A 14,621-nucleotide genomic window follows, 5' to 3' on the forward strand; every position below is an offset into this window, starting at 1 on the left:
GTAGCCGGCACCGCAGCCAGCACCCCTGCCCCAAGCCTCACTCCGAAACGGACATCAACTCGCGAACCGCCCACTAAGGTGTTCGACGTGACAGAAGCGAACGGGGAATTGATCGGCGGCCGGTACCGACGGATCGAGCTGATAGGTCAGGGCGGCATGGGCCGCGTCTGGCGGGGTCGGGACGAGACGCTCGGGCGGGACGTCGCCATCAAGGAAGTGATATTCCCGCAGGGCATCACCGCCGAGCAGCGAGACGTCCTACTCCAGCGTGTGACACGGGAGGCGCGCGCCGCAGCACGGCTCAACCATCCCGGGATCATCACGGTGCACGACGTGGTCGAACACCAGGGCGCGCCCGTGATCGTCATGGAATACGTGACCGGCATCTCCCTGGCCTCGTCGATCGCGCAGAGCGGAGGGCTGCCGGTCCGCACAGTCGCCGAGATCGGCACGAAGATGCTGCAGGCATTGAACCGCGCCCACGCATCCGGCATCGTCCATCGCGACCTCAAACCGGACAACGTCCTGCTGATGGACGACCGGGTCATCATCACCGATTTCGGCATCGCACACATGGCGGACTCGACCACGGCGCTCACCCACACAGGCACGATCATCGGCACACCGGCCTACATGGCGCCCGAGCAGTTGGCGGGCAAGACTCCCTCAGCCGCCACCGACCTGTGGGCGTTGGGCGCCACGCTCTACAGCGCCGTCGAGGGTCAACCCCCCTTCAGTGCCGAGACCTTCACCGCACTGGTACTCGCCGTGATCACCGAGGACCCGCGCCCTGCCCTGCGTGCAGGGGGCCTGTGGCCGGTTCTTGCGGTCCTGCTGACGAAGGATCCGGCGCAACGTGCCACGGCCGCGCAAGCGCAGGCCGCGCTGGAGCAGGTGGAACGGACAGGAGCGGCCGTTCCCGTTCCGATTCCCACTCAGGTCGATTCCGCGCCGTCGCCGGGGCCGCACGCGGCACACCAGCTGCCAACCCAGACGGGCACCCCGTTCGCACCGCCCGTCTCCCCGGGGTCCGGCGGGACCCCGGCATCCGGGGCGCCCAGGACTCTCGGGCGGCGCAGCGTCCTGTGGCTCGGCCTGGGCGGGGCCGCTGTGGTGGCCGGCGGCATCGGGATCGCCCTGAAGACCGGCGACCACACCCCACCGAAGCCCAAGGTGAACCCGTGGGAATACGCCGTCGAGGGCCCGCGCCATGACGGTAATCCGCCTCCGTTCGCCGTGGCCGACGGCGCCCTGTACGTCTCCACCGAGGAGACCATCGTCGCCCTGGACGCGCGCACCGGACGCAAGCGCTGGAAAGGCCCCTCCGACTTCTCCCGGGAGTACAGGTACAGGAACCCCCTCGTGGCCGCCGACGGGGCGGTGTACGCGTCCGGCCAGATCGGCACCACGTATGGCCTGTGCGCACTGGACGCGGACGGCAGGAAGAAGTGGTTCTGCTCCTTCGCCGACTCCGACCACAGACCGGTCGTGACCGACGGAATCGTCTACTTCACGGCGGTGGACGGCCATGTGTACGCCGTGCATGCGGACAACGGGCGGAAGCTGTGGAGCCATCCGCTGGGGGACAAGTACTCCAGCGGTCTGGCGGTGGCCGACGGCACCGTGTACGTCAGCGGCGGCAAAGCCCTGTACGCGCTGGACGCGGCCAGCGGCGCCAGGAAGTGGGCCTTCCCTCTCGACTACGGAGCACGCCTCAGCCAGCCACCCGTCGTGTCCGGCGGACTCGTGTACGTCCTCGACAATGTCACGAACCTCCACGCGCTCCACGCCGCCGAGGGCACCAGGAAGTGGTGGCTCAAGTTCAACGGGGAGAGCCTCCGCGCCGCGGGCGACATGCTCTACGTCACCGGCGGTGACGTTGGGGAAAACGGAATAGTCCACGCGCTCGACTCGTCGACGGGGAAGAGGAAGTGGGGCCGCAAGGTGAACTCCAGTCAGCTGTCGCCCACGCAGCTCGCGCTGGCGGGTGACCTGCTCTTCGTCGCCAGTACCGAGGACAAGGACGGTACCGTCTACGCCGTCGACACCGGTGACGGCTCCCAACGCTGGTCCACCGGGATTCTGGAGAAGCTGGGCAGCGACATGGCGGCCGCCTACGGATTCGTGTACGCCTCCGTCAATGGCCGTGTCGTGGCCCTCGACGCGGCCACGGGGACGGCGCCCGACCCGAGCACGAGCACGACATCGACGGGCGGCACCAGCACACCGGGGAACAGCCCTGCGGGATGATGCCGGGCGGCCCTCTGACATGTGCGGGGATTCCAGAGCGCACCCACGCCTGGCAGAACTCCTTCCACCGGCTCGCACGCTGCTTCGAACGGCGGGTCACCGTCATCGAAGCCTTCTTCGACCTCACCGACGCGATCATCACCGTCCGCAGCCTGATCCGCCGAGCCTGGACCACCCACGGCTGGGATACACGTCCTCGATGCCGACTATGACCGATGCCCGGCGTACGGACGTTCAGGTGTCGGCCGACAGCCGGTCGCCCATTTGCACGGCCACTACCATAGCCATCGGCACGTCCAGGATTGGTCGTTGATCGAACAGCCCCCAGGACGCGCCTTGCCTTCGGCGGCGGCTCCTTCCACGGGGCCAAGTTCTCCGGCGGCGAGGTTGACTTGCGCGAGGCGTCGGGCGCGTTGTTCGGGGCCGATGTGCTCGCGCAGCCGCCTGTCGGCCTTCTCGTCCCGCCGCCTGTCACCGCCACTCCCACCCGAGCGCCCCGGAGTAGCACGGCCTGGCATCCCTCGCTAAGTGACGCGAGCGTGGAGTCCGCTCGCGACCGCGGGAACCGCCGTATCCACGGGATCGGGCAGTCACAGAGCGTCGCAACTCTGTGATCACCGAACCTGTGCCTGTCCCGTCTGCCGCTTGGCCCCACCCGCCCTATCCGCGTGGCCTCTAAGCAGTGATCTTTTGTTTTGGTCGGTGGGGGAGGGGGGAGCGCCTTGTGGCGGTCCGAGCGGGGCGATATGTCCCTGCGCCTCAGCTTCGGTGATGAGCGCCTGGATGATGCGCAGGTCCTCGGATGGGCTTGGTGAATCCCTTGGGATCCGTTTTTGGGCGCTGCGGCGTGGGGTCGGGTGAGTTTGGCCGGAACGGGGGAGAGGTGAGCTTGGTCAGGCGCCAGGCTGGAAGGGGCCTCCGCGGCGGGGAGTAGTTGTTGAAGCGGGCCGAGATCGGGACCCCCGTGGCGCTGCGGAAGGCCGTCGAGTTCTTGACGTCGCANCTGGAAGGGGCCTCCGCGGCGGGGAGTAGTTGTTGAAGCGGGCCGAGATCGGGACCCCCGTGGCGCTGCGGAAGGCCGTCGAGTTCTTGACGTCGCACGGGGCGTCGCTTGTCGGCATCTCTCGAATGGTCCCCGACTGCCAGTTGTGGGTCAGCAATGCTGCACAACGGGAGGCCGCAGAACTGAGATTTCCTCGTGATCAAGCACGAGGTACTGCTCCATGGTTGCAGTGGTGGTTGCATTCGCCGGCGCGACTGCCGGTTTGGCAACCTGGGCGTACATTCGGCAGATGGGCCTGACGATGCGTGTGGTCGAGCTGGAATGCACAGATCCGCTCAAGCTGGCTGAATTCTGGAGCGCCGTCCTGGATGCCCCCATCGGGCCTGGGATGGACGGGGTGAACATCGCTCCGCGCGGCGAGCAGGAGATGCGGCTCTACCTGGTGGAGGAACGCGCTCCAGTGCGGCCGCGGAGCAGGACGCGACTGTGGCTGAACCCCGTTGACGGAGCGCTGGAAGTCGAGGTTGCCCGGCTCACTGCCCTGGGCGCGAAAGTTATCGAGAAGCGGTGGACGAACCGGAGTTGCGGTCTGGCGGTGGTGGTGCTGGCTGACCCGGAGGGTAACGAATTCTGCGTCGAATCCAGCGACCACGAGGTCGCCGAGGCCGTGCGACGCTTCGAAGACGCTGACGATGATCTCGAAGGGCTGGGGCCGGAACCGGAGTCCATCGGAGTCGTGCGCATCGATTCTCCCTAGACGCCGGGTGGCGCCGGGCCTGCCGGCAGCAGGCGCGGCGCCGACGTTGGTCAGCCGCAGAAGAGCTCGACTGACGGGCTGTGAAGGATCTTGGAGGCGTACTGTCCGCGCCACTCGATCTGCATCACGGACTCGGTGTAGAACGTGCGCTTGTGCATCTTGTCAGCGCAGTTGTAGACGAGCTTGTTGTTGCCCTTGCACTGGCCCCATCCGGTGTCCTTGTGCGCGATGGTGCTCACCGGGCTGAGCATGATGGCTGTCTGAAGCCGGCACTTGTCCGGCACCGGGCCGCACGCACCGATCGATGAGAGTCGCGGACCACTCGGCGTCCAGGCCAGCCCGGCCGGTACGACCACCCTTATGGCGTCCTCCACGAGTACCGGAATACCGTCCGACCTACCCGGCGGGTCGCCCTCGCGGCTGTCAAGGACGGACCAACCGGTACGTCGTTCCGGCTGGCATGTACTTCACCCCGTTGAGACCCACCAGGACGCTCGCGGCCTTCACCCGTCGCCTCGCGGGCCGCCGCCTTCCAGTACCCGTCGGCGTCTCAGCGCCGACCCGTCGCGGACGAAGAACAACAGGGCCAGCAACGCAACCCCGAGGAGGACGAAGAGGCCGGTGCGGCTGAGGAGGAAGCTGCGGACGTGATCCCAACTGCTCACGCTTGGTGCCTTGGCCGTGTCGCCCAGCCAGATCGAGCCGTCGGCGGCTGTGGCGGGGCGGTTCGTGGACCTGGCGATCGTCTGTGGCAGGCCCGGCACCTTCCGGTTCATGTCCGCGCCGCTTAGCTGGGTCGAGGTGAGCTTGCTGAAGTCGACGCCGCCGGTCCGAATCACATAGGTGAGCGTGGTGTTGCCGACGTGCTCGGTCCGCCGGTAGGTGAAGGTCCCATTGCGGATGGAGCGCACGTACGCTTCGTACACCTGCTGTGGCCGCCAACTGCCGTGCTGCGCCGCGGGGCCGAGGTTCCCGGAGCCGATCAGACTGTCGAAGGATGTGGCGTGGCCGGCGGCATGCCGGTCCAGGAGCCACTGGGCCACCACCCGGGCCAGGAACGCCTGGCGCAGCGGGGCGTACTCGGGTGCCGAGTTGACCTCCTTCTCGATCTTCGGCACCACCATCTCCTGCTCGACCTGCGCGTTGCGCGCCGTCTGCTGCGGATCGCTGTTGCAGGTGGTCTGCCCGAGTCCGGCGACGCTTTCGGCCTTGGCCTTCACGTTGAGGTTGGCTTTCAGAACGTAGAGCGAGGACCCGTCCTGGCGTACCTCCACGTCCCCCGGGACGATCCACATCCGCGAGGAGTAGCAGCTCTGCCCCCCAGAGCCACCGAGTCTGCGCCAGTACGCGGCGCCGAAGGAGGTGTTGGGGTCGAGGAGCTTGCCCTGCGTCTGCTTCATGTGCCAGTCGGCCTCCAGCAGCGCGCGGCCGGCGTCAGTCTGGCCCAGGTCCTTGTCGATGATGCGGTCCGGCTCGTTGGGATTGAGGTTGACCCAGAACTTGTTGGGGCTCAGCACCAGCCAGGTGCGCAGGTCAGCCATGCTCTTAACCAGCGTGCTGAGGCCCGAGCCGGGATCCTGCTCCAGTCCCTTCTGGGCGGCTTTCGCCGAGAAGGCGTATTGCATGCCAGAGCCGGTGTCCGACAGGTAGCGCAGTTGCAGAGTGGAGAAGTCGACCCCGCCGTAGGTGGGTGAGGACAGTGCAGTGCTCAGCCCGCTCTCGTCACCGCCACAGGGTGCGGTTTTAGACAATGCCGCGATGTTGAGGTCTTGGGAACCATTCCCTTCTGGGCACGGATTCGTCATTCCCAAGATTCTATTGGCCGCTTCGACCGCCGCTTCGACTGCATTGTCTTCTTGTGCCCCGTTTTTCAGGTACTTCATGGCGGTCGCCGGGTCCTTCATCTTGCCCGAGTCCAGCGCGGCCTTCTTCTCTGCGCCCGTCTTCTTGTTCCAAGCGTCGTTCATCTCCTTGAGCTGCTGCGGTGAGATACGCTGCCCAGCGACGCGAAGATCGAGGTTCCCCTCGGCAAAGGCTTCAGCGGGACTGCCCGCCGGATGGCCTGTCTTGTCTTTCTTGAATTTGTTGAATACCTTGTCCCAGCCCTGCTGTGTCTCGATTTGGTAGCGCGCTTTGCGGCCGGGACTTGCCTTCTGCCAGTTGGCCAAATTTTCGGCCTGGGCGGCTACGTCAGCCTTGGTGGTCGCCTGTCCCGTGTTCTTGACCTCGACGGCATGGATGTCGCTGTCCTTGCCCTTGAAGACGATGTCGGCGTCGTTGATGGCAGTGAGGTCGGCGATGGTTCCATCACCAAGATCGACTATTTGGCGCCCCGACTTCGCGCCGATTCCGGCGTAGACCTTGGTGCCCTCTGCGGCTTCGCTGTCCGCGACCTGCTTCGTCGCCCTGACCTCCGCCATGGCCTCTGCCAGCCCATGCCGGTTGGTGGCCTTGAGGACCTTGCTGCCCAGTGCACCACGGCTCTGACTGTCGATCGCCATGGTTTTGAGCATGTCCGACAAGTCTTTGAGGGCCTTGGCAAGATCAGCCTTGCTGAATTCGTCGTTGCTCAAGTCAGGGTTATCCTTGGCCCTGGCCACCAAGGTGTCGATTCTCTTCTCCGCCCCCTCTATGTTGAACCTCTCGCTCTTGGGGGTCTTCTGCCTGTCATTCGCGTCCTCGATCGTCTTCTTCGCCTCGGCCGCCGCTTGGTCCAGTTCGGGGCCGCCGTCGGACTTCGGTGCGTCGTAGTCAGCCGCGGCAATGCTGACCGTGCTGGCGCTGTGCGAGGAAAGATCGCTGCCCCCGCCGTCGGCGGGCCAGGACAGCCCCGCCACACCCACCAGCAGGGCCAGTCCGACGGACACCGCGCGGCGGCGTAACCGAGCATGTATCGGTGCCATGAGCTCCCCCTTCATGGATCAGAGGCAATCGTAGGGTCGGGTAACTGAGTGGAAAAGAACATCCTCGACCCCCCACAATTCGACGGAGGAAGGGGTTGAGTTCGATCAGTTGTCCCAAGCGAGACGAACGGAGTGGCCGGGAATTGACCGCACATCACCTGTTGCCCGCGGGCATGCGCGAGTTGCCTCCGCCGTGGAACGACATGACCTGGGAGCGGAAGCCGAAACTGGAAGAACTGCCGCATACGGAAGCCAACGAGGAGGCTGCCCTCGGCGCGTTGACCACCGCGCTGTCGGACCTGCCGCCGACGGCACAGTGCGCCTGGAGCGACGAATCCTGGGAGCAGTTCAACCGGTTCCTCGTGGAAGCCGCCCACCGGCTCGAGCAGGTCATGCCGACAACTGGCCTGCTTACCCGAGAGAACTTCACCGACGCACTGCGCGGGTGGGCGGAGACGGCGGTCCCGCCTGTGCCGGACTGGTGGCTCGAAGAGCAGTCGGACCAGATCGCCAGGACATGGACCGCCTGCGTGCTCTCGGACTGGTCCCATGACGTGCTGCGGTGGCTGAAGCAGAAGCCGCATGGCCAGAAAGACATTGCGGCAGCGGCCGAGCGCTGCATCCGCGTCGGCCTCTCGGCTCAGGACGCGGTGACCCTGCTGAAAGCCCTGGGCGCTCCCCACGGCGAGAAAGCGCTCCTGCGCGTGGTGCGGGACGACGAGGTGAACGAAGCTGATCGCGCGTGGGCGCGGGACTGGCTCATCGACTTGCGTCGCCCTGGCTACGACGTCCGAGGGCAGGAATCGGCGCAGGGCGAGAGGCCCTTGCTGCCTCCCCCGGTCCAGGAGCTGCCCTATGGATGGGGTTTCGGCTTTCAGTGGCCGTCGGAGCTGCCGGAGAGCGAGGAGAACATCGCTCGTGCACGGGCGATTCTGGAAGCATGCGTGCCTGTCGGGCCCGTCCTCGAAGCCGTACCCGCTCCCGCCTGGGACGGGGACGAGGGCGAGGAGCGGCCGGCCTGGCTCGACGTTCGTTTGGTCATGTCTCATCTGATGCCGTTCGCCAGGCGGGTCACGCGCGAGCGGATGACCGAGGCAATGCAGGAGTGTGCGCTGCTCGGTATCCCCGGCGCTCCGCAGGATCCGGAAGGCGAGGAGGCGGAGCGGTTCGTACGGCGGTGGGTGGCGTGGATCGGCGGCTGGATCGCGGGCGAGGTCTTCACCTGGCTCGGCATGTACGTCGACGACCAGGCTCGTATCACCCCGTGGGCGATGGAACTCGCCGAGCAGTACGCACGAAACGGCGTGGCCGCCGAGCAGGCCGTGGGAATGCTGCGCTGGCATGACACCGCTCCCCGCAGCCGCAAGGCCCTCGCCCGTATCGCGGCCGACGACTCATTGCCGTCGGAGGTACGGCAATCAGCCCGGGACGCGCTGGGAGAAGAGCCATGAGCCCGACAGCTCCGTGAGACCGGGTGCGCGCTACGACGCATGCCCCTCTCCCGGGCCGGAGACACGACTCCCGTGGCATCCGGGTAAGCGGCCAGGGCGGAGGACGGTCCACTCCGGCCCGGCGTCTCGGCTCCCATCCGGCGCTCGCCGCTGCCGTGTCGAGCGCGCTGCCGACCTGCACACCGTCGCCCAGCTCGCTCGCCAGCCAGCCCGACAGGGTCTCTGCGGTCGTCGCCCCGCCGACGGCCGCCAGAACCCGCCCCGATGAGCAGGCCGCGCCTGCGGGCACCGGTGGCCGCGCCGATCCCAGCCCCGACCAGCGCGGTCAGCACCACGGCCGGGCGCGGGGCGGCACTACGACGCATCGTCGCACCCCGCTTCCGCGCGGACGACGCCGGTCGCGTCCAGGTAGTTGCTCAGGTCTGGATGCGGGCCGGGCCTCTCGCCCCTGCGGTAAGCCGCCCAGCCCGCCGCGGCCAGGGCTCCGAGCGCGAGGACGGCTACGGTGCCCGCCCCGGCCAGCGACGTGCCCGTGGAGCAAGTCCGGTGTTGCATGAGGCTATTGATGCTCACCGAGGGCTTGTAGCCGATGCCCACAGGGCAGGCCGAAGCCGGCTGCGCCAACAGCACGCTCGTGCAGACCAGGACGACGGCGGCCACCGCCAGACGTCCGACTATCCTCAACCCGATCATGAGGCCACCGCCCGATCACCCTTCAACGTCATGATGTGCCCGCGCAGTTCGGACCGTTCCGCATGCACCGTGTCCGGCGGGTCCTCCTGCGCGTGACAGCCCGCCAGGTCCAACTGCGCCGACTGCAGGCGGTAAAGCGCCAACGCCGTTCCCCGGCCGTGCCGGCGCCAGGCACCCACCAGCGCCCAGAGCCGCAGCGCGGGCGAGCCCAGGACGGATGTCTCCCCGGCGGTGACGGCCGAACCCGCCTCAGCCTCCTGGGCCAACACCGCGCGCAGCACCACCCCACGCTCGCGCAGTCCGCGCACCAGGAGCACGACCGCCAGCGCGATGAACGGGAGTTGCGGCAGCAGCCACAGCAGCGGGGAGACCACCAGAGTGTCCAGGGCGCCGCCGCTGCTGTGCTGCAGCTTCCCGGACAGCCACCCGGAGAGGACTTCGGTCGCCGTGCTGCCGCCGAACGACGTCACCAGCGCCGCCACCGCGAGCAGCGTTCGCTGTCGCGCACGGGCGGCGAGGCAGAAGCCTGCGCCCAGCAGGGCACCGAAGGTCACCTGTCCGCCGAGCAGGCCGATGGACTGTCGGATCCAGTACTCGAAACCCCCGGTCGATCCCAGCAGTGCGCCGAGCGACCCGTAGATCTTGATGTACATCAGGCTGTCCACGAAGGCATATCCAAGTCCCATGGAGGCGCCCAAGATCAGGCCGGTGAGTACGTCGGTGATCCGGTAGCGGAACAGCGCCAGCAGCAGGGCGACGCCGCCCGCCAGGGCGATCGTATTCACCAGACTGAGGTGCACGGTGATCGCCATCAGCATGTGGCCCATGCCGGTCAGGAGGTGGGCGGGGTCGCCGCTGGCGGTCGGGCCAAGGTAGTCGAACATCGTGCCGGAGGCGAGATTGGAGTAGACCCGGCCGAGGCTGAACACGATCAGCGCTCCCCAGCCGAACGCCGCCAGCAGCGCCCCCAGCGGGACTCGGGCGAACCGTACCGATCCGCGCAGCAGGAGCAGCACGAAGGCCGTACTGGGCACGCAGGCGAGCGCCGCGGGGAAGAACTCGAAAACAACTACGACGGAGAGCAGCCCGAACGGCAGCAGCAGGCACCCCAGGCTCAGCCAGGTCAACGCCGCGGCCCGCCGGTCGGCGGGCTTGGTGATCGCGGCGACGACCTGGATCACCACGGCAGCCGCGATGCCCGCCAGGACGAGCCAGAAGATGACCATAGGCACGGACATCAGCCGACTGACCGAGTCCGAGAAGTCGGACTTCTTCATCAGGTTCGCCAGGTCCGACGGCAGCTTGTAGAAGATCGACAGCACGCCCTCGCCGGGCTGGCGGTGCGGCCGGGTCAGGTTCACCATCAACTCGACGAAGTACAGGGCGATCACGATCCGGGCAATCAGCAATGCCCGCGACCGGGCCACCGCGTCGTCCCGCAGTGAGCGGGAAAGTGAAGCGAGGCTCCTCACGAGCCACCTCCCGTCAGACCGGTCGGCAGCGGCGGCAGACTCGGGAAGTTCGTGGGCATGTTCGTGGGCAGACCAGTCGGGAAGCCTGTGGGCAAGCCAGTCGGCAGGTCCGTGGGCAGGCCGGTCGGCAACCCCGTGGGGAAGTCGGTCGGCATGTCCGTGGGTAGTGAGCCGGGGGCCGTCGGAATCGAGGGGAGCTTCGGCAGTTTCGGCATCTGCGGAAGCTTTAGATCGTTGGAGCCGCTGAGGTCAACCACCAGCGATGCAACCAGCAGTACCGCACCGCAGAGCCCGCCCGCCAAGACGAGCCGGACGAGCCGAGCCTGGGCCTCGCCGGAACCGTGATCCTCCTGGCCGGTGTCGATGCCCGCCGACCCCGGCCGTGACGCGCCAGATGTATCCGCACTGCCCACACCCATGCACCCCCTATAAGGGAAGTTCTCATCAGAACAACTCCGGGATTCCACCTACGCCTGACGGATCCGGGCGACGATGCCGGTCGAAATCGCGGATCATCATCCCGGGCCGGATCTCGTGGCCGCCGGGCTCCTCGTACCACTCGTACGAGATACCTGCGCTATCGAGGAGACCGCGAAACTCCCGCTGCCCGGCAAGCACTTCGGTCTCGTTGCCCCAGCCGAATGGGTCGGTCGGGGCGGGGCTGGTACCGGCGACCAGGAAGATCCGCTTGCCGCGGTAGCTCTCGATGTGCGCGACCGGGTTGTCGACGCTGACCTTGTCTCATCCCAGGGCTCGCGTAGATCGTGCCGCCGCCGAGGTCCTTGACTGCCGTGGAGACGTTGCCCCAATGGGCCACCGCGCCCAAGTCTCGGCGCAGGCTGGACGGGCCGGAGTGCTCGTTCAACTTAGCCTCCAATTCATGGAGTTCACCGCATTCTTTGGGTCCCCCGCGAATTGCTTCCCTGCGACTGTGCTGCCCTGCGCACACGGCAGATCCCGACGGACCCCAGCGGATCTGGGTGAACCCAACGGTTCCCGGATGTCACCAGCGGTTCGTACGCGGGTCGCGGTGCTGTCTAGCCAACTCTTGCGGGAGGCGCTGAAATGCCGATGAAATCTCAATGCTGCCGACAACGGAACAGACGGCAGGAAGGCCGGGAGCAGGGGCTTCGGGATGGCACGCAGTCGTTTGGTCGTTTCTTGGACGAGTTGCTGTCGGGTCTCGATCTTGTTTAGGAGTTCCCTCGTCGACGCTCCCGCTTCTTTGGGGTGCTGTGTGCCAGGCAGGCGGGTCGCTCCAGATCGAGGTGGAAGTGCGGGTGAGACGGCGAAACGGGCCGCCGTCCCCGCGGTCAATGGGGCGTCGCAGCGCGGGTGCTGCTGTGCCTGACCCCCGTTACTGGGGCGCGTATCGATTCGTGATCAATCTGCGGATTCGCCCTCGTAGACGGGGTTTGATCCGGTAGAGCGTTTCGCATGACGCGAGTGCAACTGTCGGATGCAGAGGGGGAGTTCGTCGAGTGCTGCTTGCCGGTCGGCGCGTACGGCCCGTATCCCGGGCGCGAGGAGCGACGACGCATCCACCGTCGGCGGAAGCTCCGACTGAAGGCCGCCCTCCTCGGACATTCCAGAGGCGGCGGCCAGGCCAGCAAGGTCCATCTCGTCGCCGACCGCACGTGCCGACCGCCAGCGTTCATCCTGACCGCGGGGCTACAGCCAGCGGTCGTACCAGGTGCGGATACGCCGGAGGGCGTCGAGTTGATGGGCGCGCTCCTGAATCCCGTGGCCCTCTCGGGGGTAGACGACGAACTCGTGCTCGACGCCGAAGTGGCGCAGTGCGCGATGGAAGTGCACCGCCTGGCCGAGTGGGACGTTGGTGTCCTCCTCGCCGTGCAGGATCAGGACCGGGGTGCGGATCCGGGACACGTAGGAGATCGGGCTGTTCCGGTCGTGGATGTGCGGTCCCGGCCCGTTCCAGCCGGTGCTGCCGCCGAGCGCCGCGTCCATGATTCCCCACTCGCCGGTCCCGGCCTGCATGCCCCAGTCGCTGATGCCGGCGCCCATCATGGCGGCCTTGAACCGCTCGGTTTGGCCGATGGCCCAGGCCGCCATGAAACCGCCGTGGCTCCAGCCGGAGATGCCCAGGCGTTCGGGATCGGCGACTCCCTGGGCGACCAGCAGGTCGATCCCGGCGAGGATGTCGGTCCACTCGTCGCCGCCCACCGCGCCCGCCACCACGGCGGCGAATTCATGGCCGTGGCCCGACCCGCCCCGGGGATTGGGCAGGAAGACCGCGTATCCGGCGGTCGCCAGCCACTGGCCGCAGTCGACCGCATTGAGCGTGAACTCGTCGGCATGGCGGAAGTAAGGGCCGCCGTGGACCATGGTGACGAGCGGGAATGGACCCTCGTCCCGAGCCCGGCCGGCCGGCCGGATCAGCAGGCCGTCCAGCTGGAGTCCGTCGGACGCCTGGTAGCTGAGCCGTTCCTGGACACCCCAGCGGATCCTGCGCAGTTCGGGACTGGTGTCGCTGAGCCGGAGCAGTGGCCCGCCCGTGGGTCCCGCGTGGACGTTCTTGGGCTCGCGCGCGGTGCTCATCAGCACAGCGAGGGTCTCTCCGGAGTGACTCGCAGTGAGCCCGGCGAGCGTGCCAGGCGCGCAGGACAATCGGTGAAAGCGTAGCGACTGCGGATCGAGCCGGTACAGCGCGGTATCCAGCCCGTCGGCGAACAGCGCCAGCGGCGGCCCGTCGGCGACCTGCACCAGCTCGGTGGGGCAGGCGGACATGCCGACCGTGAGATTGCGCTGTTCGACGGTCGGGCCGGTCGCCGGCGGGACCGTGTCGATCACGGCGAGCGCGCCTACCAAGTGCCCAGGGGTTACCGCCAGGTGGGCCAGATGCCATTCGCCGTCGTGATTCCACCAGGCCGGGGACTGGGCCTCGACTCCGACTGGGCCCAGGTCCTGGACGGCTCCCGTCTCCGGGGCGACCAGATGGAGTCCTGCCGTCGTGACGCCCGGGTCGAGCTCGGGGGTGGCCCAGCTCAGCACGGCCAGCGGGCCGCCGGCCGGACGCTGGGTCACCTCCACGACATGGCGGTCCCCGAGGCCGTCCACGGTGCGGACCACGCCGGTCGCCAAGTCAACCAGGCGCAGCCGGGTGACCGGGAGGTGCCGGCCCCAGACCTTCGCGTCGTCACCCTCGGCCTCCCGGCGTTCGTCCTCCGCGGTGGGCTCGTCCTCGGCGAGCAGCGCGACGTTGCGGCCGTCGGCGAGCGGGTAGTGGTTGCGGATGCCCCCGCGCCACCTGGTCAGGGACTCCGCCTCGGCGATGTCCTCGCTGCCATCCAGCAGGATCCGCCGGAGTTGAGCGGTGTCCCGCTCCTCGCGGTCGGAAGTGAAGAACAGAAAAGCCGAGTCCGGCGCCCACTTCGGGGCGGCGTCGCGGGCCGTGCCGTCGGTCAGCCTGCGCGGGGCTGCGCTGCCATCGGCGGCGGCGACCCAGATTGAGCTGTGCGGACGTCCGTCCCTTCCGCTGTTCGCGACCACGCCGTAGGCGACCAGGCGACCGTCCGGTGAGATGGCCGGCGCCACGGGGGCGGCCATGCCCACCACCAGTCCCGCGGTGAGCAGGCCGGTCGACTCGGGAATCGGTCCCGGTGCAGGGTGCGGCATGCGGACTGCCTTTCACTCGCCAGTACGGCAAACGGACATCCTGTCGCACTGACGAGCCTGTGTCAGTCGGGTTCGGAGAATCGAGCCGCACGCGACCCTGTCACGAATGCCTTGCCACGAACTCCTATACTCCATAAGTCATTTACCCGTGCCATGCCAAACGATCCACCGGACCACGCGTCGCCACGAAGGCGAATCCGCAGATTGATCACGACTCGATACAGGCCCTAGCTCAGGGAGGTGGCTCTCCCTCCCTCAGCGGCGTAGTCCGCCAACTCGACGTCGGTGTTTGTTCACTTGCGGCAAGTTGGTGTAGATCGCCGCGTCCGAGAGGGGAACGGGGGGAACTCAACACCCCGACGTCTTCGCCGAGTTGAATAGCTACTTGCCCCTGAAGAAGTCTGGATCGGCGTTGGGTTGACCTCTGGGGAGAGCTGGTGAGAGCGGCCCCTTGGC

At 67.5% G+C, this 14,621-nt stretch carries 9 protein-coding genes and 2 pseudogenes; 4 read left to right on the forward strand and 7 right to left on the reverse strand.

What is annotated here, in order from left to right; all coding sequences use genetic code 11:
- The first annotated feature begins 87 nt into the window (after nt 1–87).
- The 3 genes and pseudogenes from ACO1BR_RS42390 to ACO1BR_RS42400 all read left to right on the forward strand — a co-directional run bounded on the left by ACO1BR_RS42390 (nt 88) and on the right by ACO1BR_RS42400 (nt 4,010).
- Nucleotides 88–2,250: a protein kinase domain-containing protein gene (locus ACO1BR_RS42390; RefSeq protein ID WP_426800467.1), complete on the forward strand. Its 2,163-nt coding sequence runs from the start codon at nt 88–90 to the stop codon at nt 2,248–2,250.
- Nucleotides 2,196–2,462: pseudogene (locus ACO1BR_RS42395) on the forward strand (IS5/IS1182 family transposase); the annotation flags it as partial. The gene ACO1BR_RS42390 and the pseudogene ACO1BR_RS42395, both read left to right, overlap by 55 nt.
- Nucleotides 2,463–3,473: 1,011 nt before the next feature.
- Entirely contained in the window at nt 3,474–4,010 is a 537-nt protein-coding gene (locus tag ACO1BR_RS42400) for a VOC family protein (protein ID WP_426800468.1), read from the forward strand.
- Between the two features lie 50 nt (nt 4,011–4,060).
- Here the strand turns inward: ACO1BR_RS42400 and ACO1BR_RS42405 are convergent, their stop codons facing one another.
- Nucleotides 4,061–4,249: a hypothetical protein gene (locus ACO1BR_RS42405; RefSeq protein WP_426800469.1), complete on the reverse strand. Its 189-nt coding sequence runs from the start codon at nt 4,247–4,249 to the stop codon at nt 4,061–4,063.
- Nucleotides 4,250–4,513: 264 nt separating this feature from the next.
- Entirely contained in the window at nt 4,514–6,913 is a 2,400-nt protein-coding gene (locus ACO1BR_RS42410; RefSeq protein ID WP_426800470.1) for a hypothetical protein, read from the reverse strand.
- Nucleotides 6,914–7,056: 143 nt separating this feature from the next.
- On the opposite strand from ACO1BR_RS42410, the gene ACO1BR_RS42415 reads away from it, so the two are divergent.
- Nucleotides 7,057–8,364, forward strand: a complete 1,308-nt coding sequence (locus ACO1BR_RS42415) for a hypothetical protein (RefSeq protein WP_426800471.1) — start codon at nt 7,057–7,059, stop codon at nt 8,362–8,364.
- 354 nt (nt 8,365–8,718) lie between these two features.
- Here ACO1BR_RS42415 and ACO1BR_RS42420 read toward each other — a convergent pair whose 3' ends face one another.
- The 5 genes and pseudogenes from ACO1BR_RS42420 to ACO1BR_RS42440 all read right to left on the reverse strand — a co-directional run bounded on the left by ACO1BR_RS42420 (nt 8,719) and on the right by ACO1BR_RS42440 (nt 14,165).
- Entirely contained in the window at nt 8,719–9,057 is a 339-nt protein-coding gene (locus ACO1BR_RS42420) for a hypothetical protein (RefSeq protein ID WP_426800472.1), read from the reverse strand.
- Nucleotides 9,054–10,529 carry a PrsW family glutamic-type intramembrane protease gene (locus ACO1BR_RS42425; RefSeq protein ID WP_426800473.1) on the reverse strand — a complete coding sequence of 492 codons (1,476 nt, stop codon included), beginning with the start codon at nt 10,527–10,529 and terminating at the stop codon, nt 9,054–9,056. The genes ACO1BR_RS42420 and ACO1BR_RS42425 overlap by 4 nt, the downstream gene beginning before the upstream one ends.
- Nucleotides 10,526–10,948 carry a hypothetical protein gene (locus ACO1BR_RS42430; protein WP_426800474.1) on the reverse strand — a complete coding sequence of 141 codons (423 nt, stop codon included), beginning with the start codon at nt 10,946–10,948 and terminating at the stop codon, nt 10,526–10,528. Before ACO1BR_RS42430 ends, ACO1BR_RS42425 begins: the two co-directional genes overlap by 4 nt.
- A 48-nt stretch (nt 10,949–10,996) precedes the next feature.
- Nucleotides 10,997–11,400: pseudogene (locus ACO1BR_RS42435) on the reverse strand (esterase); the annotation flags it as partial.
- 800 nt (nt 11,401–12,200) lie between these two features.
- Nucleotides 12,201–14,165, reverse strand: coding sequence for a S9 family peptidase (locus ACO1BR_RS42440; RefSeq protein WP_426800475.1), 1,965 nt, complete (start codon nt 14,163–14,165; stop codon nt 12,201–12,203).
- Nucleotides 14,166–14,621 lie beyond the last annotated feature (456 nt).

This window comes from Streptomyces sp. YGL11-2 (genome assembly GCF_050054615.1).
Lineage (GTDB): Bacteria > Actinomycetota > Actinomycetes > Streptomycetales > Streptomycetaceae > Streptomyces.